The sequence below is a fragment of the Massilia arenae genome, assembly GCF_008014745.1.
GTDB classification, from domain to species: Bacteria; Pseudomonadota; Gammaproteobacteria; order Burkholderiales; family Burkholderiaceae_D; genus Telluria; species Telluria arenae.
Genome location: NZ_VPFD01000008.1, coordinates 90774 through 111634, shown reverse-complemented (window position 1 = coordinate 111634; position 20861 = coordinate 90774). Strand labels below are relative to the sequence as shown.

The window sequence follows — 20861 nt, the reverse complement described above, 5'->3', positions numbered from 1 at the left end:
TCCTCAGGCGTCGAAGCGCAGCACGTAGTGTCCGGCCACCAGGTGATGGCCAGGCGGGATCACATAAGGCTGATCCTGGGTCGCACTCTCGATCTGGGCAACCAGGGCCAGTTGCTCGTCCAGGTGATACAACGCCTGGGTGGGCGACAGGCGTGCGATGCGCAGGCCATCGCCCGAGGCTTCCCAGCTGAAGGCATTGCGCGACAGGCCGAGGCGGTCGGCGCTGGCGGCCGGGGCGCCGTCGCCCTGGCGCACGAATTGCGGCGTATCGAGCACGCGCAGGGCGCCCAGCGATGGCATGCCGCGCCCGAAGGTCAGGCGCGTGCCCGATGCGGCCGGCTGCGACGGACCCTCCGGCAGCACCAGCAATGCGCTGTAGCGCTCGGCCAGTTGCTGCTGGACCGCCAGCAGGCGGATGCTGGCGTTGTCGAGCGGCGCGAATTGCGACGGCACGGCGATGCGCTGGCGGCCGGCCGGGGTGATCGCGTGCAGCTCGTCGGCGTCGTCGACCGCGAAGCGGATGACGCTGTCCTTGCCCGGTGCGCTTGGCAGCAGTTGGGCGTTCAGGCCGACCTCGAGTTCCTGGGCGCCAGTCTCGCGGTAGCGGCTCAGGCGCGGCAGGGCCAGCGCGGCCAGCGTGATGCGGTGGCGCGCCACCGGGGCGTAGGTGGCATCGAGCTCCGTCGCTGGCGCCGGCCGGGCCGCCGGGCTTGAGGCGGCCAGCGGCATCGCGGTCATGTCGGCGGCCGGCGGCGTGGCCGTGCGCGACTTCCACACCGCCGGGCTGCGCTGCGGCTGCGCGCTTGGTATGACGGGTGCGGCGCTGGAGCTTGGCGCGGGTTGCGGGCGGGCGCTGGTGCTGGCGCCGGTGCGGCTGATTTTCAGCAGCAGGCGCTGGGCACTGGCGCCCTTGCCGCGCAGGACGTAGTAGCCATTGGCGGCGTCGAAGCGGCATTCGAAACTGTCTTTCGGACGCACCTGCAGTTCGAGCGGGACGCCAGGGCCGTCGTTCACCAGCAGCAGGCCGCCTTCCGAACCGAACGGCCAGCCGGGCACCGCGAAGGTCGCGTTGGCGCCGTCCAGGCCGACCAGGGTCAGGCGCTGGTTCGGGTAGATGGCGCAGACCGGCTGCCAGATGGCGCTGTCGCGCGAGGCGGTCACCGTGTACTGGACTTGTTCGCCCGGCGCCGGCAGGTAGACGGCGTGGCCGAACTTGACCTGCACTTCGCCCGGATCGAGGTCGTCGCTGCCCAGCACGTGGTAGCGCACCTCGTCGCCGCCGAGCAGGTCGCCGAAATCCTTCTGGTGCAGGGCGGCCAGCGATTGCGCCAGGTCGCGCACGCGCGCGCCGCGGGTCAGGTGGCGGTCGTCGTCGACCTCGTCCTGCGGCAGCACCAGGGTCACGTGCGAGAAGCAGCGGGTGGCCGCGCGGCCGCGCTGCTCGCGCGGGGAGCGCTCGAGCAGGTCGCGCAGCAGCGGACGGCGCGAGAACAGCGCAAGGCCAGGCGCCTGCCACAGGGCGTCAGCGTTGAACACATCCTGGACCTTGCCTAGGACTTCGTGTTGGACATAGACCGGCATGATTGACTCTCCTCGTTGAATTGGGTGCTCGCCATGCCGAACGCTAGCAGGGGGCAGATGAAAAACAGCAGGTGCGAGCCGCCCGCGGACAGGAAGCTCATGGGCTGGCCCATGATCGGGAACATGGCGAGGTTGGTGCCCCAGGACAGCAGCAGGTGGCCGGCGATGAAGGCCGCGCCGCCGCACAGGGCGAAGCACTGGAAGCGGCCGATCCAGGCGCGCCGGAAGTCCTTGGCCCCATTGGCGCCACGCCAGGCGCCGGCGGCGGCGCGCAGCAGCGCCGCCAGGAACAGCGCCTGCAGGGTCCACAAGGCCAGGCCCGCCGCCAGCCCATGGCGGTGCAGCAGGAAGGAGGGCGCGAAGTCGTCCTGGATGGCGGGAATGGCCAGCGCCTCGCCGGCCGCGCCGCCCAGCGCCGCCAGACCGAGCAGATTATCCGCGCCCAGCCAGCCACCCTGGACGATGGCACGGCTGCCTTGCAGCATCTGCTGGCCGGTGTGCGGGTGGATGGTCGGTTCGGACCAGACCTGGAAGCGCTCGGGATAGAAGCCGAAGGCGCCCAGCAGGTCGCCGCCGGCGCGCATCGTCACGCCGCCCGCCAGCAGCAGGCCAGCCGCTACGAGGATCGAGGCCAAGGCCGCGCGCCGTCCATGGCTGGCGCACCACGCCAGCAGCATGGCGCCGCTCCAGACCAGCAGCAGCACCAGCGGAGAATAATCGTCGACCCGCACCAGGGCCGCCGCGAGCAGGAATATAAACAGCAGCACCGGCGCCGCCATGCGCAGCCAGAAACGCCAGTCATGGCGGCCGTTCGCCTTGCCGCCGGCGGCCAGCGCCAGGCAGTGCGCGCTCAGCGCGGCCAGGGCGAACTTGGCGAATTCGAAGGGCTGAATGTCGAACACGCCGGTCTCGCCGCCGAAACACACCTGCAGCAGCAGGCCACCCAGCGCGAGCGCGGCGAACGCCAGCAGCACGCGCTCGGTGACCGGGCGCGATACGGCGCCGCGGGCGAAGCAGGACAGCAGCAGCAGGGCGGTCGGCAGGCCGAGACCCAGCAGCGCGGTCGTGTTCTGGAAGTGGCGCAGCCAGGCCGTGTCGCCGGCTCCCAGGCCCATTTCGAGCTGCACCAGCAGGCCGGCGCCGAGCAGCAGCACGGCGCTGGAGGCCAGCAACGAGGCGCGGCGCGGATACAGCAGGGTAAGCCAGAGCGTGGCCCAGGCCAGCAGCAGGGAGATGACGGCGCCGGGGGCGCCGACGGTGCGCTGGGTGACCAGGAACAGCATGGCGCTGGCGGCCAGCAGGGCTGCTGCGAACGGGCGCACAAGATCGGAGCGCACCCCGCGCTCGCGCAGCAAGGGCGCGATGCAGGCAAGCCCCATCAGCAGGACGAGGCAGGCGGCGGCCCAGGCCAGTGGCGGTGGCGCGGGCAGGGCCAGATGGTCGCGCTGCTCCCAACGCCAGCTCACGGCGGCCGGCAACCCGTTCGCAGGCGCCGCCGACAGCGCGACCTGGCGCGACGGCGACAGGCGCAAGGTGGCGCCGTCCTGCGCCAGGGTGAACAGGGTGCGGCCGACGGCGAAGGCATCCACGTCGGCCAGCGGCAGCTCGCGCTGGGCGGCATCGATCCAGCCGACGCCGTTCGAGACCAGCACCGGCTGGGCGCCACGCGCCGACAGGGCGATGCGGCCGTCGTCCTGGCGCAGCAGCAGGGCGTCGCCGGGTTCGATCGCGGCCGCGGCGATGCGGTTGCCGCAGTAGAGCAGGCCGCCGAGGCTCAGGGGACGGGCCAGGCTCGCGCCCTGCGGCAGCCAGCGGTTCCAGGCCGCCACCGCGCGCGCCGACAGGCCGGTGTCGGGGCAGGCAGGCTGCGGCTGGCCGTCGCGCAGCACGGTGGCGCCGTCGTAGTCCCAGGTCTGTTCGCCGTCGTGCAGGGTGACGCGTCCGGTCTCGGCCGCGGCCGCGACCACCTGCAATTGCAGCGCGCCGGCCTGGATGCGCTGGCCGGCCGCGAGCGGCAGGTCGCTGCTGCGCTGGCGCGCGTCGCCATGGCGCAGCACGACAGGCTGCAGCGGTTCGGCGTTGCGCAGCAGCCAGTCGCCGTCACGGTCGCGGCGCAGCACCAGCTGGCGCGGGGCGGCGCGCGGCGCGCCCAGTTCCTGGCGGCCCAACATGACCGATTCGCCGGGGGCGAGGGTCACGGCGATCTCGGATGGGGTCCAGGCGGCCGGCGTCTTGATCAGGGCCAGCAGCTGCACGGCGCACAGCAGCGCGAGCAGGGTCCAGGCCAGGCCGGCGCCGATGAAAGGGCGCCTCATGCGGCGCTCCGCAGCGGCTCAGCACTCAGGGCGGAGACGGTGTCCGCCAGGCCGCGGCTGATGTCCAGCGCATGGCGCGGGCGGTCGGCGGGGCGCTCGGCCACCAGCGCGCGCAGCAGCGCGAGGCCAGGCGCGGCGGCCGGGCCCAGGCAGCTGGCGAACAGCGCCGCTTCGTCCGGTTGCAGGACGGCGGGCCGCGTCTGGCGCTCGGCCAGCAGGCTGGCCGCCGCGTCGCGCCCGTGCGCCTGCCAGGCCTGGCCGCAGGCGCTGCTGTAGCGCAGCAACCGGCCGCAGACCAGGTAGTAGAACAGGGCGCCGAGGGCGAAATAATCGGTGCGCGCCTCGGTGGCGTAGCCGTCGGCGTCCGGGAAGAACTGTTCCGGGGCTTGCCAGTTGGCGGTGCCGGCGTAGGTGTGGGCGCGCAGGTCGTCGAGACGCCGGTTGGTGCCGAAATCGGCCAGCTTGACGGCGTCGTTCGCCCCGTCGAGGAGCAGGTTGCCCGGTTTGAGGTCGAGGTAGCGCCAGCCGCTGGCGTGCACCTTGGCCAGCGCCTGGTTGACCTGGCCGATCCAGGCCAGGGCGCGGGCCGGGGCGACCGTGCGGCCCAGCGCCATTTCGCGGGTCAAGTGGCCGGCCAGGTCGCCGTCGAGCAGTTCGAGCGCCATCGCCGGCATGCCGGCGTGTTCGCCGCTGTCGAGCAGGCGCACGATGTGGCGGCCATCCCACGGCGCCAGGCCGCGCAGGAAGGCGATTTCGGTGCTGGCGCTGGCCAGCCAGCGTGCGCGCAGGCCGGACGGGGCACGTTCCATCTGTTCCAGGTTGACCAGCTTCAGAGCGACGCAACCGTTCGCGTGCAGGCTGTCGGCGCGCCACACGACGCCATAGGCCGAACCGGCCAGCGCCTCGCGCAAGCGGTACTGGCCGCCGGCCAGCGAGATGACGGTGCCTGCTTCGTACATGGTGTCCCCCGAACCTGGCGCATGGCGCCGATGCGGGGAACTAGCGGAGGGGGGATGAAAAAAAGCCGCGCAGTGCGCGGCTTGTTGGATCAGCGGCCGTGGCCGTGGTGGTGACCGCGACGGTCATCGCGATCCCAGCGGTCACGCCGGTCGTGCCGGTCATGACGATCCCAGCCGCGTCCGCGGTGCTCGACGTAGACCGGGCGCGGTTGCACGTACACCGGGCGGGGCTGGACATAGACCGGACGCGATTCCACGTAGACCGGGCGTGGCTGCACGTACACCGGACGCGGTTGCACATACACGGGGCGCTGCTGCACATACACCGGTTGCGACTGGTAGTAGCCGTTGTTGTACCCGTTGTTGTAGCCATTGTGGTGGCCGTAATGACGGCGGTCGTCGCGGGTGTTGATGGAGTTGCCCACCGCCGCGCCGATCACGCCGCCGGCGACGGCGCCGCCGGTGCCGCCGACCGTGTGGCCGACGACGGCGCCAAGCACTGCGCCAACGGCCGTGTTCGTACCACGATCACCGGCCATTGCCGCCGGCGATACCGCGACAGCGGCCAGCAGCACAGCACCAAGGGTTGTCGATTTCAACATGGTCTTTCCTTTTACCCTGGCGGAGATCGGAATGATGACTGCGACACCGGGTATGGACGTACTATATTCCTGGGCCCGAATCGTGCCATTCGTTAATACAGTTTTTTACAACTGCATCGCGGTTGGTAACATTCTGCCTTGCAAGCAGCAGCGGGCGCCCCATCTAGGCACGACCAACGTCATCCCATCACTGCCATGCGCCCGAGCCGTAGTTTCGTCGTCGTCCTCTCCCTATTGGTCTTGTTGCTGGTCTATATCGGCATGCGCTTGCTGCCCGACCTCGGGCTCGGCTTGGCCGGCAATAGCGTCGGCGTCCTGCTGCTGGGCCTGCTCGGCGCGCTGGTGCCCGTCGGGCTGATGTCGTCCTCGCTGCGCCGGCGGCGCTGGTCGGACCTGCTCGCCTGGCTCGGCCTGCTGTCGATGGGCCTGTTCTCGTCGCTGCTGGTCACCACCTTGCTGCGCGATGTGGTCTTGCTGGTGTTGCTGCCCTTCGGCGCCCTGACGCCGGTGATGGCCTATGCCAGCGCACTGGCCGTGCCGCTGGCGGCGCTGGCCGTGACCGTGGTCGGCTACGTCAACGCGCGGCGGGTGGCGCGGGTGGTGAAGGTCGACGTGCCGATCCGGGACTTGCCGGCCGAACTGCACGGCTACGCCATCGCCCAGATCTCGGACATCCATGTCGGCCCCACCATCAAGCGCGCCTACCTGAACGCCATCGTCAACAAGGTCAACAAGCTGGGCGCCGACGCCATCGCCGTCACCGGCGACCTGGTCGATGGCAGCGTACAGCGCCTGGCCATGCATACCGAACCGCTGGCGCGCTTGAAGGCGAACGACGGCGTGTTCTTCGTCACCGGCAACCACGAATACTATTCCGGCGCGCTGGAGTGGATCGCCGAGGTGCGGCGCCTGGGCCTGACGGTGCTGATGAACGAGCACGTGGTGCGCCGGCGTGGCGCCGCCTCTCTCGTGATCGCCGGCGTGGCCGACTATACGGCCCACCATTTCCACCCGGAGCACAAGAGCGACCCGCAGCGCGCCGTCCGTGGCGCGCCGTCCGGGGTGAAGGTGCTGCTGGCGCACCAGCCACGCAGCGCTCCCGAGGCGGCCATGGCCGGCTTCGACCTGCAGTTGTCCGGCCATACCCATGGCGGCCAGTTCTTCCCGTGGAATCTGTTCGTGCCGCTGCAGCAGCCGTTCGTCGCCGGGCTCAATCGCGTACGCGATATGTGGGTATATACCAGCCGCGGCACTGGCTACTGGGGACCACCGAAGCGCTTCGGCGCGCCATCCGAGATCACCCTGGTGCGGCTGGTGCCGGCCTGATCAAGGCGTCCGCGCGCCTTTTTCTGACTGTACGTACGGCAAGAAAGTAGCAGCGAAAAGTTGCCGAATGCGCTATCGTTTGAATCCTTTCGAACTAGCAAGGGTTTCCCGCATGAAACGCAGCTTCCGTCTCCACCACCTTCCCGTCATGGGCGTCATCGCCGCCGCGCTGTTGAGTGTCCCGGCCCTGGCCGCCGGCCCCGGCAACGATCCCGCCGCCCTCGCCAAGATCCGCGACACGGCGATGAGCAGCGACTACGCATGGCAGCGCACCGAAGACATGACTGACCTGATCGGTCCGCGCCTGTCCGGTTCGCCCGGTGCGGCGGCGGCGGTGACCCAGGTGGCGGAAGCGATGCGCAAGCTTGGCGCCAAGGTGACCCTGCAACCAGTCAAAGTGCCGCACTGGGTGCGCGGCATCGAGACCGGCGAGCTGGTCGAGTACACGGGGCGACCCCAGGGCGTGACCCAACGCGTGGTGCTGACCGCACTGGGTGGTTCGGGTGCGACTCCGGCCGAGGGCCTGGTGGCGCCGGTGCTGGTGCTCAAGAGTTTTGAAGAACTGAAAACCCGTGCCGCTGAAGTGAAGGGCAAGATCGTCCTGTTCGATGTGGCGTTCGACCAGCATATGGCCGATCGCGGCCTGGCCGGCCACGCCTACGGACAGGGTTCGGCCTACCGCCGCAACGGCCCGCGCATGGCGGCCGAGCTCGGCGCTGTCGGCGCACTGGTGCGTTCGGTCGGCGGCGCGGCCTATCGCCTGCCGCATACCGGTTCGTCGGGCCTGCTCGAGAATGCACGCATCCCGGCCGCCGCCGTGACGGCGGAGGACTCGATGCTGATGGCGCGCCTGGCCAGGCGCGGCCCGCTGAGCATGAAGCTGGTGCTGACCCCGCAGAACCTGCCGGACGCCGACAGCTTCAATGTGATCGCCGATTTGCCTGGCACCGAGAAACCGGACGAGATCGTGATCGTCTCTGGCCACCTCGATTCCTGGGACCTGTCGCCGGGCGCGCACGACGATGCCGCGGCCGTCGCCAGCGCGATGGCGGTGTTCGAGGTGCTCAAAAAGCTCGACTACCGCCCACGCCGCACCATCCGCTTCGTCGCCTGGATGAACGAAGAGAACGGCCAGCGCGGCGCGGCCGCCTACCTGGCCGCCGAACAGGCCAACGCGGGCAAGCACTTCGGCGCGATCGAAAGCGACAACGGCGTCGGCCGCCCCTTCGGCATGCGCGCCAGCGTGATGCCGCAGTCGGTCAAGCTGTTCGCGCCGCTGCAAGCGGCATTGCAGCCGATCGGCGCCAACGTGTTCCAGCGCCAGGACGTGCTGGCCACCGGCGACCTGGCCGGCCTGGAACGCGCAGGCGTGCCGAGCTTCGCGCCGATCGTCGACACCTCGAGCTATTTCGACTACCACCACACGCCGGCCGACACCCTGGACAAGGTCGACCCCGACATCCTGCGCCGCCATGTGGCGCTGATGACCGCGACCGCCTGGTACCTGGCCAATATGGAGCAGGACATCGGCCGCTCCAGCGTGCCGAAGCCCTGAACCCGGCCCGGCCGCGTTGCCGGCTCAGGCCGCTGTGCTGATGCGCCGTATCGCGCGCGCATGGCCGCGGTAGGGCCGGCCATAGATGGTCTGGATGCCGCTCGCGAAATTCTGGCCCCAGACCAGTTGCGCGCGGGTGGCGTGCGGCTCGCTCGACCAGTACCAGTTGCGCTCGAACGATTCGCGCAGGTTCGCGAACAGCAGCGCCAGTTCACGCCGCGTCGGCAGCGCGCCCCCATGGCCGTTGGCCCAGTCCACGGCCGTGGGCCAGCTGACGTCGGAGGAGTCGCCTGGCAGCAGGACCAGGTGGTAGTCGGGTTCATCCTTGCCCAAGATCAGACCGGCGTATTCTTCGCCATCTTGCAGCATGCCCCGGATTTGCATGTATTCGCCCATTGAAATCTCCTCGCGTTAAGTAGCAGTGGGATAAGACTGCTGAGCGCGACTTTTGGTTTCGTGTTGGGTTCGATCTAGATCATGGTCGCGTCTAATTTCTAAGGGGAATGATCTCGTGGGGATTTGGTATTGCGTGGAGAAATTTCCTGGAATGAATGAACTAAGGAAATTGACGTCACTCAAAGGGGTACATTCTTTAATTGAGGTAAGGAACTCCCCCGATGAAAAAACCTGTGACCTTCGTTTCGTCATTCCGCATCAAGGCCGCGCTGTGCTGCAGTGTCGCCGTCCTGCTCACCGCCTGCGGCGGTATGGCCGACGAGTCTGCCAACCAGCAATTACTGGCTGACACGGTGGCCAGCGAGACCACGGAAGCACCGAGCGCCATGGTCACGGGCACCATCGACGCTGGCCCCGCCGCGCCGGAGACTGTCGCGCAGGAAATGGCCATGCCGGACCCAGCGCCGGCTCCGATGGACAAGGGCGTCGCTACTGCCGCGCCGGCCACCGGGACCGCCGACGGCAGCGCCCCGGCATCGAACGATTTCAATCTCAATGGCTATCAGGACACCGCATCCTCATCCGACGCCTCGTCCCAGGCCAGGCCGGCAACCGCCAGCGCGAACGGCCAGCAAGCCACGCAGCTACCAGCAGCGTAGGAAGCTCCCTCATCCGATAGCCCGCTCCAGCATCTGCTGTGTTCGGTAGGAAACTGCTGAGTATTCCGTTTCTATAAGCACATTGCTCTAACAAAATTAGTTCCTGCAGAAAAATATTTCCCAAGAAAAGTTGAACTTAGGAAGTTTCCTGCGCTCAAAGGATTACATTGATTAATTAGGGTAAGACACATTCATGCAAACTTTCGCTACCTTCGCTTCGATCCGTACCAATGCTACCCGCGCCGCTGCCGCCGTCGCTTTGCTGGCCGCCTCCATGTCGGCCAACGCTGCCGCCATCCCCACCACCCCGAACAATTTCTACGTCTCGCCGACCGGTTCCGACACCGCTGCCGGCACCAAGGCCGCGCCGTTCAAGACCCTGGCGCGCGCCGCCAAGGCCGCGACCAAGGCCGGCACGACCGTGTTCGTGGCGCCGGGCACCTATGCCGGTGGTTTCAAGACCACGGCCAATGGCACCGCAAGCAGCCGCATCTACTGGGTGTCGACGACGAAGTGGGGTGCGAAGATCGTGCCGCCTGCGAGCTCGACCAATAACAGCGCCTGGGACAACCGCGGTAACTACGTCAGCATCATCGGTTTCGACATCGATGGCAGCAAGCTAGGCAGCGGCACGAAGTGGGTCCACGGCATCTATACCGGCGGTTCGTACAATGTGATCGAAGGTAACCACGTGCACCATATGGCGACCACCATTCCGTGCAACAGCGCGGGCGGCTCGGCGATCGGTGTCGACAGCTATTACAAGGGCGTGAAGGGTGATGTGATCGGCAACGTCGTCAACGATATCGGCCCGGCCGGCTGCACCTACGTGCAGGGCATTTATCACAGCACCTCGGGCACCATCAAGAACAACGTTGTTTACCGCGTCGGCTCGGCAGCGATCCACCTGTGGCATGACGCGACCGATGTCCAGATCGTCAACAACACGGTGAGCTCGTCGGTGTTCGGCATCATCGTCGGCGGTGGCGACTTCTACTTCACGAAGGCAGGCGCCAACAATGTCCACGTGCACAACAATATCGTGTACGACAACAAGTACGGCATCTCGGAGCAGGGCAACACCGGCAAGGGCAACACCTACAAGAACAACCTGGTCACCAAGAACACGACCTACAACTTCCAGCTGCGCAATGGCTTGAAGGATAGCGGCACCATCAGCTCGGAACCGCTGTTCGCAGGCTACTCGCGCACCGCCGCACTGCCGGACTACAAGCTGTCGACCAGCTCGCCGGCAATCGGCCGCGGTCTGGCCACCTATGCACCGGCTGCCGACATCGACGGCAAGGCACGCGGCAGCGCCATCGACCTCGGCGCTTACCAGCGCTAAGCATCAGGATCGAGCAGCTCGACTCCCTGCGCATGCCCCCGCATGCGCGTCTTGCGGACACCGCGCACCGAGCGCGGGTCCGCTTCCAAAAACTCAGCAAGACCGACCCTTGGCGCGGCTCACATGGGCCATTTCTGGCAAGCGTTTGATTTCCATAGAGAAATTGCTCTTAGAAATCTAATACCGTCAGAAAAGATTTCCTAAAAAAGTTGAACTTAGGAAGTTTCCTGCGCTCAAAGGGTTACATTGATTAATTAGGGTAAGACACATTCATGCAAACTTTCGCTACCTTCGCTTCGATCCGTACCACCGCTACCCGCGCCGCTGCCGCCGTCGCCTTGCTGGCCGCTGCCTTCTCGGCTAACGCTGCCGCCATCCCGACCACCCCGAATAATTTCTACGTCTCGCCAACTGGCTCGGACACCGCCGCCGGCACCAAGGCCGCACCGTTCAAGACCCTGGCGCGCGCCGCCAAGGCCGCGACGAAGGCCGGCACCACCGTGTTCGTAGCACCTGGCACCTATGCCGGCGGCATCAGGACCACCGCCAGCGGCACCGCCAGCAGCCGCATCTACTGGGTGTCGACCACGAAGTGGGGCGCCAAGATTGTGCCGCCTGCCAACTCGACCAACAAGACGGCCTGGGACAACCGTGGCAACTACGTCAGCATCATCGGTTTCGACGTCGACGGCAGCAAGATCGGCACCGGCACCAAATGGGTGCTCGGCATCTACACCGGCGGTTCGTATAATGTGATCGAAGGCAACCACGTGCATCACATGGCGACCACCATTCCGTGCAATAGCGCGGGCGGCTCGGCGATCGGCGTGGACAGCTACTACAAGGGCGTCAAGAGCGACGTGATCGGCAACGTCGTCAACGACATCGGCCCGGCCGGCTGCACCTACGTCCAGGGCATTTATCACAGCACCTCGGGCACCATCAAGAACAACGTCGTCTACCGCGTCGGCTCGGCAGCGATCCACCTGTGGCATGACGCGACCGACGTCCAGATCGTCAACAACACGGTGAGCTCGTCGGTGTTCGGCATCATTGTCGGCGGTGGCGACTTCTACTTCACGAAAGCCGGCGCCAACAACGTCCACGTACACAACAATATCGTGTACGACAACAAGTACGGCATCTCGGAGCAGGGCACGACCGGCAAGGGCAATACCTATAAAAACAACCTGGTCACCAAGAACACGACCTATAACTTCCAGCTGCGCAATGGCCTGACCCATACGGGCACCATCAGCTCGGAACCGCTGTTCGCCGGCTACTCGCGTACCGCGGCACTGCCGAACTACAAGCTGTCGACCAGCTCGCCGGCAATCGGCCGCGGCCTCGCGACCTACGCCCCGGCTGCCGACATCGACGGCAAGGCGCGCGGCACGGCCATCGACCTGGGCGCTTATCAACACTAAGCAGTACCAGGAAGTACTAAGCAGCACCCCGGCAGCACCCCCGGCAGCACCGACCCGGACCGAAGCCAGCCCAGGCCAGCTTCATCCGGCGTCACCCGCGCCAGCGCCAGCTGGCCGATCTCGTGGACGGGCGCATGCGCCCCGTCCGCTCCGACACATCAGGAGAAGCCCACGCCTCGCGTGGACAGTCGCGCCCTGCGCGCGGCCCCTCCATTGCCCGGTCTTTTTTCCGGACTAGAAGGAAACCTTAGATGAAAAGCAGCACCATGATCGCCTCGAACCTTCGCACCACTATGACCCGTGTCGCCGCCGCAGCAACCTTGCTGCTGGCCGCTACCGCATCGGCCCAGGCTGCCGCCGTTCCGCAAAGCGCGGCGCCAGCCGCCACTGCCGCTGCCTCGGCCCAGGAACAAGTGCGTCAGCTGTACCTGACCCTGCTCGGCCGTGAGCCGGATGCGGCCGGCCTGCAGTACTGGACCCAGGCCGTGAGCCGTGGGGTGAGCCTGGCGACCGTCGAAACGGAAATCAAGCGCAGCACCGAATACACGAAGCGCAATCCAGGCCCTGTGGCCGGCCCGAGCACGATCCCGGCCACGCCGTATAACTACTACGTCTCGCCGACCGGCTCGGACAGCGCCGCCGGCACCAAGGCCGCGCCTTTCAAGACGCTGGCGCGCGCCGCCCAGGTCGCGACCAAGGCCGGTACCACCGTGTTCGTGGCGCCTGGCACCTATGCCGGCGGCATCAGGACCACCGCCAGCGGTACCGCAAGCAACCGCATCTACTGGGTGTCGACCACGAAGTGGGGAGCCAAGATCGTGCCACCTGCCAAGTCGACCAACAAAACTGCCTGGGACAACCGCGGCAACTACGTCAGCATCATTGGTTTCGATGTCGACGGCAGCAAGATCGGCACTGGCACCAAGTGGGTGCTCGGTATCTACACCGGCGGTTCGTACAACATCATCGAGGGCAACCGCGTGCACCATATGGCGACGACCATTCCGTGCAATAGCGCCGGTGGCTCGGCGATCGGCGTCGACAGCTACTACAAGGGCGTCAAGGGCGATGTGATCGGCAACGTCGTGCACGATATCGGCCCGGCCGGCTGCACCTACGTCCAGGGCATTTATCACAGCACCTCGGGCACGATCAAGAACAACATCGTCTACCGCGTGGGCTCGGCTGCGATCCACCTGTGGCACGATGCGACCGACCTCCAGATCGTCAACAACACGGTGAGCTCGTCGGTGTTTGGCATCATCGTCGGTGGCGGCGACTTTTACTTCACGAGTGCAGGGGCCAACAACGTCCACGTGCACAACAACATCGTGTACGACAACAAGTACGGCATCTCGGAGCAGGGCACGACCGGCAAGGGCAACACGTATAAAAACAACCTGGTCACCAAGAACACGACCTATAACTTCCAGCTGCGCAACGGCCTGACCCATACGGGCACCATCAGCTCGGAACCGCTGTTCTCCGGCTACTCGCGCACCGCGGCAACGCCGGACTACAAGCTGACGGCGAGCTCGCCGGCGGTCGGCCGCGGCATCGCCACCTACGCGCCGAAGAACGACATCGACGGCAAGGCGCGTGGCAGCAGCATCGACCTGGGCGCATACCAGCGTTAATGGGGTTGTGATGGCGGCATGACCGCGGGGTGAATGGCCCGGACGTGAGAGCGTCCGGGCCATTTTTTTAATCGGCGTCGGTATCGATCGGCTGCACGACTTCAGGCCCACCGAGCCCGGCCCGGTTAACCAGCGTGCTGACTGCGTGCCACTCGAACGCGTCCGAGGGCAGGGCAGCGCGGCGCGCGAACGCCAGCGCTTCTTCACTCGAGAGCGCCGGATCGAGCCAGGTTTCGGCATCGCGCGCATCCAGCACCACCGGCCGCCGGTCGTGGATGTCGAGCATGCCGCCCGTGGCATCGTCGGTCACGAGCACGAAGCCGGCTTCGGCGCGGTTTTCGGTAAAGCTGCCGAAATTGGCCAGGGCCAGCATGAACAGCGGCGCACCGTCGCGGCGGTGGATGTGCCAGGGTTGTTTATGCCCTTTCTCTCCGGTCCATTCATACCAACCTTGGGCCGGCACCAGAGCCCGCCCCGACTTGAGCAGCCCGCGCCAGTAGCGGTTGGTGAGCTTGTCCATGCGCGCATTGATCGTCACCGGCACCTTGCCCTTGGCCCAGCGCGCCTGGTAGCTCCAGTACACGTCGTCCACGCGCCGCTCGCCATCCTGGATGTGCAGCAGCGGCCGGTAGGTGCCGGGCGGCACGTTATAGGCAGGCGTGGCTTCGCTGTCGTACACCGCGTCGAGCCAGCCGATCGCGCTGGCGTAGTTGCGAGCCGTCTGGCTCTGGTCAAATCGTCCACACATGGCTCGATACTAGCGCAAGCCTGCTCGAGGCAGCGCGCGAGGTGTGTGGCGTTTGGCCGCATCGTCCGGCAATGGTATGCTCCGGGCTAATATGATTGACAAGGAGCAGGTATGGCAGCAGGCTGGTGGACCGTATTGAAGACCGTTCCGTGGAGCGATGTGATCAGCGCCGCGCCCCAGGTGGCGACCGGCGCGCGTCGCCTGTGGGACACGGTCAATCGCAAACCGGGGGCGGTAGACCCGGCGACCGGCTTGAGCCCCGAGATGGCCGCGCAAGAGGACGACGTCATCGGTCTCCTGATCGCGCGCTCCGAGCAGAACGATGCGGAGCTGAACGACTTGCGCAACCAGATGCGTGCAGCCTCCGAACTGATCGCCAACCTGGCCGACCAGAATGCCCAGCTGATCGCCAAGATGGACGTGCAGCGCCAGAAGATCACCTGGCTCAGCGTGACCGCCGGCCTGTCGGCCTTGCTGGCGGTGGTGGCCCTGATCCTGGTGGCAGTGCGGACATAAATGAAACTGGTACTGATCTGCGCGACCCTGTTCATCTTCATTTCGATGCTGCTGAACGGGGCGCGCCGGCGCGGCAAGCTTAACGACAGCGCCAACCGCGCCGTGTCGGGCCTGGCCAATTCGATGCGCATCTTCGTGTTTGGCCTGTTGTTCTTCGTGGCGATCGTCTGCGTGGCGATGGCCTGGCATATGCTGCAAAGCCCGCCTTGACCCCGGCCGGCGCGGCTGCCGGCAAACCCGTTTCTTTCGTTGGTCCAGGAATTTCCGGTATGATTTGAATTGTTTCCCAAATTCAACATTTGCCGATCCGTGACCAACTCCAAGCCAGAATCCATCAGCAGCCTGCCGACGCGGGTGCTCAATCTCGTCGATTGCGGTGTGATCGTGCTCGACCATGAAGGCTGCATCGTCCTCTGGAACGGCTGGCTGGTGCCGCGTTCCGGCCGCGGCGCGGCGCGCATGCAGGGCCATGCGCTGATCGAAGTCTTTCCCGACCTGCGCGGCTCGCGTGTCGAGGCGGCCATCTTCGCCGCCTTGCTCGAAGGCGTGGTTACCGAGCACGTGCCGCTCTCGCATAGCCGCGCGCCATTCCCGCTGCGCGAGCCGGGCAGTTTCGACGGCGCCCTGATCGACCAGGCGGTCTCGGTCACGCCCTTCGACGAGGACGGCCGGCGCTTCTGCCTGGTCGAGATCCGCGACGTGAGCAGCGTCGCCGTGCGCGAGCGGCGCTTGCTGGAACATGCCGAATCGCTGCGTGCGCGTTCCTATATCGACGGCCTGACCGGGATCGCCAACCGGCGCCACTTCGACGTGGCGCTGGAGCGCGAACTGCGCCGCGCACAGCGCGCGGATAGCGCACTGGCGCTGCTGCTGGTCGACATCGATTCGTTCAAGGCCTATAACGACCACTTCGGCCACCAGCAGGGCGACAGCTGCCTGACCATGGTGGCCCAGGAGCTGGCCGGCATGCTCAAGCGGCCGGCCGACCTGGCGGCGCGCTACGGCGGCGAAGAGTTCGCGGCCGTGCTGCCCGACACCACATTGGAACAGGCGCGCGTGCTGGCCGACCGCATCCGCGCCCACGTCGCCGGCCTGGGCCTGCAGCAGGCGCCGGCCGCCCACCATCCGCAGGTCACGCTTAGCATCGGCGTCGCCGCTTTCGACCGCGCGCGCCTGAATGCGCCGGAAGCGCTGATCGAGGCGGCCGACAAGGCCTTGTACGCGGCCAAGCGCGGCGGCCGCAATCGCGTGGTCGCCGACGGCGACGCGGTGGACGCCGCCGCCTGAACCTTCACACGGGAGGCAGCCGGTCCAGCAGCTTGTCGAGCGTGACCGGATACTCGCGTACGCGCACGCCGGTGGCGTTGTAGATCGCGTTGGCCACCGCCGCCGCGACCCCGCACAGGCCCAGCTCACCGACGCCCTTGGCCTTCATCGGCGACGAGTATTCGTCTTCCTCGTCCAGGAAGATCACTTCCTGGTGCGGGATGTCGGCATGCACCGGCACCTCGTAGGTGGCCATGTCGTGGTTGGCGAAGAAGCCCAGGCGCTGGTCGACCACCAGGTGCTCCATCAGCGCGCCGCCGACGCCCATCGTCATCGACCCGATCACCTGGCTGCGCGCGGCCTTCGGATTGAGGATGCGGCCGGCCGCGCACACGGCCAGCATGCGCCGTACGCGGGTTTCTCCGGTGACGGCATCGACCGCCACTTCGACGAAGTGGGCGCCGAAGGTCGACAGCTGGTTCTTCTTGGCCAGGTCGCCGAACTCGATCACGTCCTCGGCCACCAGTTCGCCGTCCCGCGCCGCCTGCGCCAGCGGCAGGCTGCGGCCCGCCGCGCGCACGGCGCCGTCGACGAATTCCGTCTCGCCGTCAAGTCCCAGCTTGCCGGCCACCTGCTCGCGCAGCTTGACGCAGGCCGCGTACACGCCGGCGGTGGCGCTGTTGGCGCCGAACTGGCCGCCCGAGCCGGCCGAGACGGGAAAGTCGGAGTCGCCCAGCTTCACCTCGACCTGCGTCAGCGGCACGCCCAGCATCTCGGCCGCGGTCTGGGCGATGATGGTGTAGCTGCCGGTGCCGATATCGGTCATGTCGGTCTCGACGACCACCGTGCCGTCGGCGCGCAGCCTGACGCGCGCGGCCGAGGTGATCACGGGGCTGTTCCTGAAGGCCGCCGCCACGCCATGCCCGATCAGCCAGCGGCCTTCGCGCACCTGCGCCGGCTTCGGGTTGCGTTTGCTCCAGCCATGGCGTTCGGCGCCGGTGCGCAGGCACTCGATGAAGCGCCGCTCGGAGAAGGGCCGGATCGGCTTCTCGGGATCGACCCGGGTGTCGTTCAGGATGCGGAACTGGACCGGGTCCATGCCCAGCTTCTCGGCCAGCTCGTCCATCGCGATCTCGAGCGCCATCAGGCCCGGCGCCTCGCCCGGCGCGCGCATCGAATTGCTCTCGGGTAGATCGAGCACGGCCACGCGGGTGGTGGTCATGCGGTGCTGGCCGGCGTACAGCAGGCGGGTCTGCTGGGTTGCGACCTCGGGTCGCCCGCCCGGCAGGTTGCCGTTCCAGGTTTCGTGGCCGATCGCGGCGATGCGGCCGTCGCGGCCCGCGCCGATGCGCAGGCGCTGGATGGTCTTGGGGCGGTGGGTGGTGTTGTTGTAGACCAGGTGGCGCTGCAGGGCCACCTTGACTGGACGCCCCGCGGCGCGCGCGCCGAGCGCCGCCAGCAGGGCATCGGCGCGCAGGAACAGCTTGCCGCCGAAGCCGCCGCCGATATACGGCGAGACCACGCGCACGTCCTGCTTGCGCATGTGCAGGGTCTTGGCCAGGTCGCTGCGCCACCAGTCGATCATCTGGCTCGAGGTCCAGATCGTCAGCTTGCCGCCATCCCAGCGCGCGGTGGTGGCATGCGGTTCCATCATCGCGTGCGACTGGTCGGGCGTGGTGTAGACCGCGTCGAGCTTGACCGGTGCCAGCTCGAAATGGCGTTCGAAGTCGCCGGCGCGGGTATCGGGCGGATAGTCGCGCTCCGGCTTGGGCGCGATGCCGCTGTCCTTGACCTTCGCCAGGTCGAAACTGCCTTTCTCTTCGCGGTAGCGCACGCGCACCAGGCTGGCGGCGGCGCGGGCCTGCTCGAAGGTCTCGGCCACGACCAGGGCCAGTGCCTGGTGGTAGTGTTCGATCTTCGGCCCGCCGAGCAGGCGCGCGGTGTTCTTCTCGCCCTTGCCGAGTTTACCGGCGCTGGCGGCGGTGACGACCGCCAGCACACCCGGCGCGCGCTGCGCCGCCTCGACGTCGATGGCGGCGACCGTCCCCTTTGCGATGGCGGAACCGACCACGATGCCATGCGCCGCGCCCGGCACTTCGCGGTGGTGTTCATAGGCATAGGTGGCGCGCCCGGTGCACTTGAGCGGGCCGTCGACGCGGTCGTAGGGGCGGCCGACGTGGCGCAGCCTGTCGATCGGATTGGTGGTGGCGGGAGTGTTGAATTTCATCGGCGTGACCTCTCCAGGCGCCGCGATCGCGGCGCTCGCATCAAGAAAAGAAGCGGAGCGGCGCCGCGGCGCCGCCCCGCATGCGGCGTCAGGCCGGCAGCGGCATCTTCTCGATCAGCTTGTCGAGCGTGATCGGGTATTCGCGCACCCGCGCGCCGGTGGCGTTGTAGATCGCATTCGCGACCGCGGCGCCGACACCGCAGATACCGAGTTCACCGACGCCCTTGGCCTTCATGGGCGAGGACAGCTCGTCTTCTTCCTTGAGGAAGACGACTTCCTGGTGCGGGATGTCGGCGTGCACAGGCACCTCGTAGGTGGCGAGATCGTGGTTGGCGAAGAAGCCGAGGCGCTTGTCGACCACCAGGTGTTCCATCAGCGCCGCGCCCACGCCCATCGTCATCGCGCCGATCACCTGGCTGCGCGCCTGCTTGGGATTAAGGATGCGGCCTGCCGCGCACACGGCCAGCATGCGCCGCACCCGGACTTCACCAGTGACCGCGTCGACCGCGACTTCGACGAAGTGGGCGCCGAAGGTCGACAGCTGGTTCTTCTTGTCCAGGCCACCGGTAAATTCGATCGTGTCCTCGGCCACCAGCTCGCCGCCGGCGGCGGCTTGCGCCAGCGGCAGGTTGCGCCCGCCAGTGCGGACCGTGCCGTCCACGAATTCGGCCTCGCTCTCCTTGACGCCAAGCTTGGCGGCGACCTGTTCGCGCAGCTTGGCGCAGGCGGCGTACACGCCCGAGGTCGAGCTGTTCGCGCCCCACTGGCCGCCCGAGCCGGCGGACGTCGGGAAGCTGGAATCGCCCAGGCGCACCTCGACCTGCTCGAGCGGCACGCCGAGCATTTCGGCTGCGGTCTGGCCGATGATGGTGTAGCTGCCAGTGCCGATATCGGTCATGTCGGTTTCGACGATCACCTTGCCTTCGCCGGTGAGCCGCACCCGCGCCGCCGACTTCATCACCGGGCTGTTGCGGAAGGCCGAGGCCACGCCGTAGCCGATCAGCCAGCGCCCATCTCGGGTCTGGCCCGGCTTGGGATTGCGCTTGTTCCAGCCGAACTTCTCGGCGCCCATGCGCATGCACTCGACGAAGCGGCGCTCCGAGAATTTGCGGATCGGCTTTTCGGGATCGACCTTGGTGTCGTTCAGGATGCGGAACTGCACCGGGTCGATGTTGAGCTTTTCGGCCATTTCGTCGATCGCCACCTCGAGCGCCATCATGCCCGGCGCCTCGCCCGGCGCGCGCATCGCATTCCCTTCCGGCAGGTCGAGCATGGCGACGCGGGTCGCGGTCATGCGGTCGGCGCCGGCGTACAGCAGGCGGGTCTGCTGGGTGGCGACTTCCGAGCTGCCCTTGGGCAGGTTGCCGTTCCAGGATTCGTGGCCGATGGCCGTGATGCGGCCGTCGCGGCCGGCGCCGATGCGGATGCGCTGGATGGTGGCCGGGCGGTGGGTGGTGTTATTGAAGATCAGGTGACGGTGCAGCGCCACCTTGACCGGGCGCTTGGCCGCGCGCGCGCCGAGGGACGCCAGCAGGGCGTCGGCGCGCAGGAACAACTTGGAGCCGAAGCCGCCGCCGACATAGGGCGAGATTACGCGCACCTTGTCCTTCGGGATGTTCAGCGTCTTCGACAGGTCGTTGACGCACCAGGCGATCATCTGGTTCGAGGTCCATACCGTCAGCTTGTCGCCTTCCCAGACCGCGGTGGTGGCGTGCGGCTCCATCATCGCGTGCGACTGGTCCGGGGTGGTATAGGTGGCGTCGAGTTTTACCGGGGCGGTATCGAAACCGCGCTGGAAGTTGCCGGCCTTGGAGTCGGGCGGGTCGGATTCCCAGGTGGGCTTTACCGCCTTGTCCTTCTCGGCGGCCAGGTCGAACTTGCCTTTCTCTTCGACATATTTCACGCGCACCAGGTGGGACGCGGCGCGCGCCTGCTCGAAGGTCTCGGCGACCACCAGCGCCACGGCCTGGTGGTAGTGCTCGACCTTGGGGCCGGCCAGCAGATGGGCGACGTTCATGTCGCCTTTACCCAGCTTGCCGGCATTGGCGGCCGTGACCACGGCCAGTACGCCAGGCGCGCGGCGCGCGGCCTCGATCTCGACCGAGGCGATGCGGCCCTTGGCGATGCTGGAACCGACCACGAAGCCGTGGGCGGCGTTCGGCACTTCCTTGTGGTGCTCGTAGGCGTAGGGCGCCATGCCGGTGCACTTGAGCGGGCCATCGATGCGGTCGAGCGGCTGGCCGACGTAGCGCTGGCGGTCGATGGGATTGGTGGTGGCTGCAGTGGTGAATTTCATGGG

17 protein-coding genes are annotated in these 20861 nt (G+C 67.2%); 9 read left to right on the top strand and 8 right to left on the bottom strand.

The features are described 5' to 3' along the window. Positions 1-3 precede the first annotated feature (3 nt). The 4 genes from FVD38_RS09475 to FVD38_RS09460 all read right to left on the bottom strand — a co-directional run bounded on the left by FVD38_RS09475 (position 4) and on the right by FVD38_RS09460 (position 5457). Positions 4-1581: a hypothetical protein gene (locus FVD38_RS09475; RefSeq protein WP_147934585.1), complete on the bottom strand. Its 1578-nt coding sequence runs from the start codon at positions 1579-1581 to the stop codon at positions 4-6. Further along, positions 1551-3896: an FtsW/RodA/SpoVE family cell cycle protein gene (locus tag FVD38_RS09470; RefSeq protein ID WP_147934584.1), complete on the bottom strand. Its 2346-nt coding sequence runs from the start codon at positions 3894-3896 to the stop codon at positions 1551-1553. Before FVD38_RS09470 ends, FVD38_RS09475 begins: the two co-directional genes overlap by 31 nt. Next, the gene (locus tag FVD38_RS09465) at positions 3893-4855 is read right to left on the bottom strand and encodes a protein kinase domain-containing protein (RefSeq protein ID WP_147934583.1); all 963 of its coding nucleotides are present in this window, start codon (positions 4853-4855) and stop codon (positions 3893-3895) included. Before FVD38_RS09465 ends, FVD38_RS09470 begins: the two co-directional genes overlap by 4 nt. A gap of 89 nt (positions 4856-4944) precedes the next feature. Next, on the bottom strand, positions 4945-5457 hold the full coding sequence (locus FVD38_RS09460; RefSeq protein WP_147934582.1) for a glycine zipper 2TM domain-containing protein: 513 nt from the start codon (positions 5455-5457) through the stop codon (positions 4945-4947). A 195-nt stretch (positions 5458-5652) separates the two neighbouring features. Here FVD38_RS09460 and FVD38_RS09455 point away from each other — a divergent pair, with 195 nt between their 5' ends. Together FVD38_RS09455 and FVD38_RS09450 are read left to right on the top strand one after the other, a co-directional pair. Next, positions 5653-6783 (top strand): metallophosphoesterase, encoded by a 1131-nt coding sequence (locus FVD38_RS09455; protein WP_147934581.1) that lies wholly within the window; start codon positions 5653-5655, stop codon positions 6781-6783. A gap of 112 nt (positions 6784-6895) precedes the next feature. Beyond that, positions 6896-8338, top strand: a complete 1443-nt coding sequence (locus tag FVD38_RS09450; RefSeq protein ID WP_147934580.1) for a M20/M25/M40 family metallo-hydrolase — start codon at positions 6896-6898, stop codon at positions 8336-8338. A gap of 24 nt (positions 8339-8362) precedes the next feature. Here FVD38_RS09450 and FVD38_RS09445 read toward each other — a convergent pair whose 3' ends face one another. Beyond that, positions 8363-8734 carry an Lcl C-terminal domain-containing protein gene (locus FVD38_RS09445; protein ID WP_147934579.1) on the bottom strand — a complete coding sequence of 124 codons (372 nt, stop codon included), beginning with the start codon at positions 8732-8734 and terminating at the stop codon, positions 8363-8365. A gap of 221 nt (positions 8735-8955) precedes the next feature. Between FVD38_RS09445 and FVD38_RS09440 the strand changes: the two genes are divergently transcribed. From FVD38_RS09440 to FVD38_RS26640, 4 genes are all read left to right on the top strand, one after another. Continuing rightward, complete coding sequence (locus FVD38_RS09440) at positions 8956-9393, top strand: hypothetical protein (protein WP_147934578.1); 438 nt, start codon at positions 8956-8958, stop codon at positions 9391-9393. Between the two features lie 193 nt (positions 9394-9586). Next, positions 9587-10741 (top strand): right-handed parallel beta-helix repeat-containing protein, encoded by a 1155-nt coding sequence (locus FVD38_RS09435; RefSeq protein ID WP_147934577.1) that lies wholly within the window; start codon positions 9587-9589, stop codon positions 10739-10741. 272 nt (positions 10742-11013) lie between these two features. Further along, positions 11014-12168 (top strand): right-handed parallel beta-helix repeat-containing protein, encoded by a 1155-nt coding sequence (locus FVD38_RS26645; protein ID WP_222706911.1) that lies wholly within the window; start codon positions 11014-11016, stop codon positions 12166-12168. Positions 12169-12419: 251 nt separating this feature from the next. Continuing rightward, the gene (locus FVD38_RS26640) at positions 12420-13805 is read left to right on the top strand and encodes a right-handed parallel beta-helix repeat-containing protein (RefSeq protein WP_222706910.1); all 1386 of its coding nucleotides are present in this window, start codon (positions 12420-12422) and stop codon (positions 13803-13805) included. A gap of 67 nt (positions 13806-13872) precedes the next feature. On the opposite strand, the gene FVD38_RS09420 is transcribed toward FVD38_RS26640, so the two are convergent. Continuing rightward, entirely contained in the window at positions 13873-14553 is a 681-nt protein-coding gene (locus FVD38_RS09420) for an SOS response-associated peptidase (protein ID WP_147934576.1), read from the bottom strand. A gap of 111 nt (positions 14554-14664) precedes the next feature. On the opposite strand from FVD38_RS09420, the gene FVD38_RS09415 reads away from it, so the two are divergent. From FVD38_RS09415 to FVD38_RS09405, 3 genes are all read left to right on the top strand, one after another. Beyond that, a complete protein-coding gene (locus FVD38_RS09415) occupies positions 14665-15069 on the top strand; it encodes a hypothetical protein (RefSeq protein WP_147934575.1) in 405 nt (134 codons plus the stop codon). Beyond that, on the top strand, positions 15070-15279 hold the full coding sequence (locus FVD38_RS09410) for a hypothetical protein (protein ID WP_123070961.1): 210 nt from the start codon (positions 15070-15072) through the stop codon (positions 15277-15279). Between the two features lie 99 nt (positions 15280-15378). Then, entirely contained in the window at positions 15379-16356 is a 978-nt protein-coding gene (locus tag FVD38_RS09405) for a diguanylate cyclase (protein ID WP_147934574.1), read from the top strand. A gap of 4 nt (positions 16357-16360) precedes the next feature. Here the strand turns inward: FVD38_RS09405 and paoC (FVD38_RS09400) are convergent, their stop codons facing one another. Both paoC (FVD38_RS09400) and paoC (FVD38_RS09395) read right to left on the bottom strand, forming a co-directional pair. Continuing rightward, positions 16361-18562: an aldehyde oxidoreductase molybdenum-binding subunit PaoC gene (gene paoC, locus FVD38_RS09400; protein WP_147934573.1), complete on the bottom strand. Its 2202-nt coding sequence runs from the start codon at positions 18560-18562 to the stop codon at positions 16361-16363. A gap of 88 nt (positions 18563-18650) precedes the next feature. After that, complete coding sequence (gene paoC, locus FVD38_RS09395) at positions 18651-20858, bottom strand: aldehyde oxidoreductase molybdenum-binding subunit PaoC (RefSeq protein WP_147934572.1); 2208 nt, start codon at positions 20856-20858, stop codon at positions 18651-18653. Positions 20859-20861: the final 3 nt, after the last annotated feature.

What these genes read in the sequence shown, in the direction of transcription:
- FVD38_RS09450 (WP_147934580.1), top strand. Translation starts at nt 6,896, where the DNA reads ATGAAACGCAGCTTCCGTCTCCACCACCTTCCCGTCATGGGCGTCATC.
- FVD38_RS09435 (WP_147934577.1), top strand. Translation starts at nt 9,587, where the DNA reads ATGCAAACTTTCGCTACCTTCGCTTCGATCCGTACCAATGCTACCCGC.
- FVD38_RS09475 (WP_147934585.1), bottom strand. Translation starts at nt 1,581, where the DNA reads ATGCCGGTCTATGTCCAACACGAAGTCCTAGGCAAGGTCCAGGATGTG.
- FVD38_RS09420 (WP_147934576.1), bottom strand. Translation starts at nt 14,553, where the DNA reads ATGTGTGGACGATTTGACCAGAGCCAGACGGCTCGCAACTACGCCAGC.
- FVD38_RS26645 (WP_222706911.1), top strand. Translation starts at nt 11,014, where the DNA reads ATGCAAACTTTCGCTACCTTCGCTTCGATCCGTACCACCGCTACCCGC.
- FVD38_RS09470 (WP_147934584.1), bottom strand. Translation starts at nt 3,896, where the DNA reads ATGAGGCGCCCTTTCATCGGCGCCGGCCTGGCCTGGACCCTGCTCGCG.
- FVD38_RS09455 (WP_147934581.1), top strand. Translation starts at nt 5,653, where the DNA reads ATGCGCCCGAGCCGTAGTTTCGTCGTCGTCCTCTCCCTATTGGTCTTG.
- FVD38_RS26640 (WP_222706910.1), top strand. Translation starts at nt 12,420, where the DNA reads ATGAAAAGCAGCACCATGATCGCCTCGAACCTTCGCACCACTATGACC.
- FVD38_RS09465 (WP_147934583.1), bottom strand. Translation starts at nt 4,855, where the DNA reads ATGTACGAAGCAGGCACCGTCATCTCGCTGGCCGGCGGCCAGTACCGC.
- FVD38_RS09410 (WP_123070961.1), top strand. Translation starts at nt 15,070, where the DNA reads ATGAAACTGGTACTGATCTGCGCGACCCTGTTCATCTTCATTTCGATG.
- paoC (WP_147934573.1), bottom strand. Translation starts at nt 18,562, where the DNA reads ATGAAATTCAACACTCCCGCCACCACCAATCCGATCGACAGGCTGCGC.
- FVD38_RS09445 (WP_147934579.1), bottom strand. Translation starts at nt 8,734, where the DNA reads ATGGGCGAATACATGCAAATCCGGGGCATGCTGCAAGATGGCGAAGAA.
- paoC (WP_147934572.1), bottom strand. Translation starts at nt 20,858, where the DNA reads ATGAAATTCACCACTGCAGCCACCACCAATCCCATCGACCGCCAGCGC.
- FVD38_RS09460 (WP_147934582.1), bottom strand. Translation starts at nt 5,457, where the DNA reads ATGTTGAAATCGACAACCCTTGGTGCTGTGCTGCTGGCCGCTGTCGCG.
- FVD38_RS09440 (WP_147934578.1), top strand. Translation starts at nt 8,956, where the DNA reads ATGAAAAAACCTGTGACCTTCGTTTCGTCATTCCGCATCAAGGCCGCG.
- FVD38_RS09415 (WP_147934575.1), top strand. Translation starts at nt 14,665, where the DNA reads ATGGCAGCAGGCTGGTGGACCGTATTGAAGACCGTTCCGTGGAGCGAT.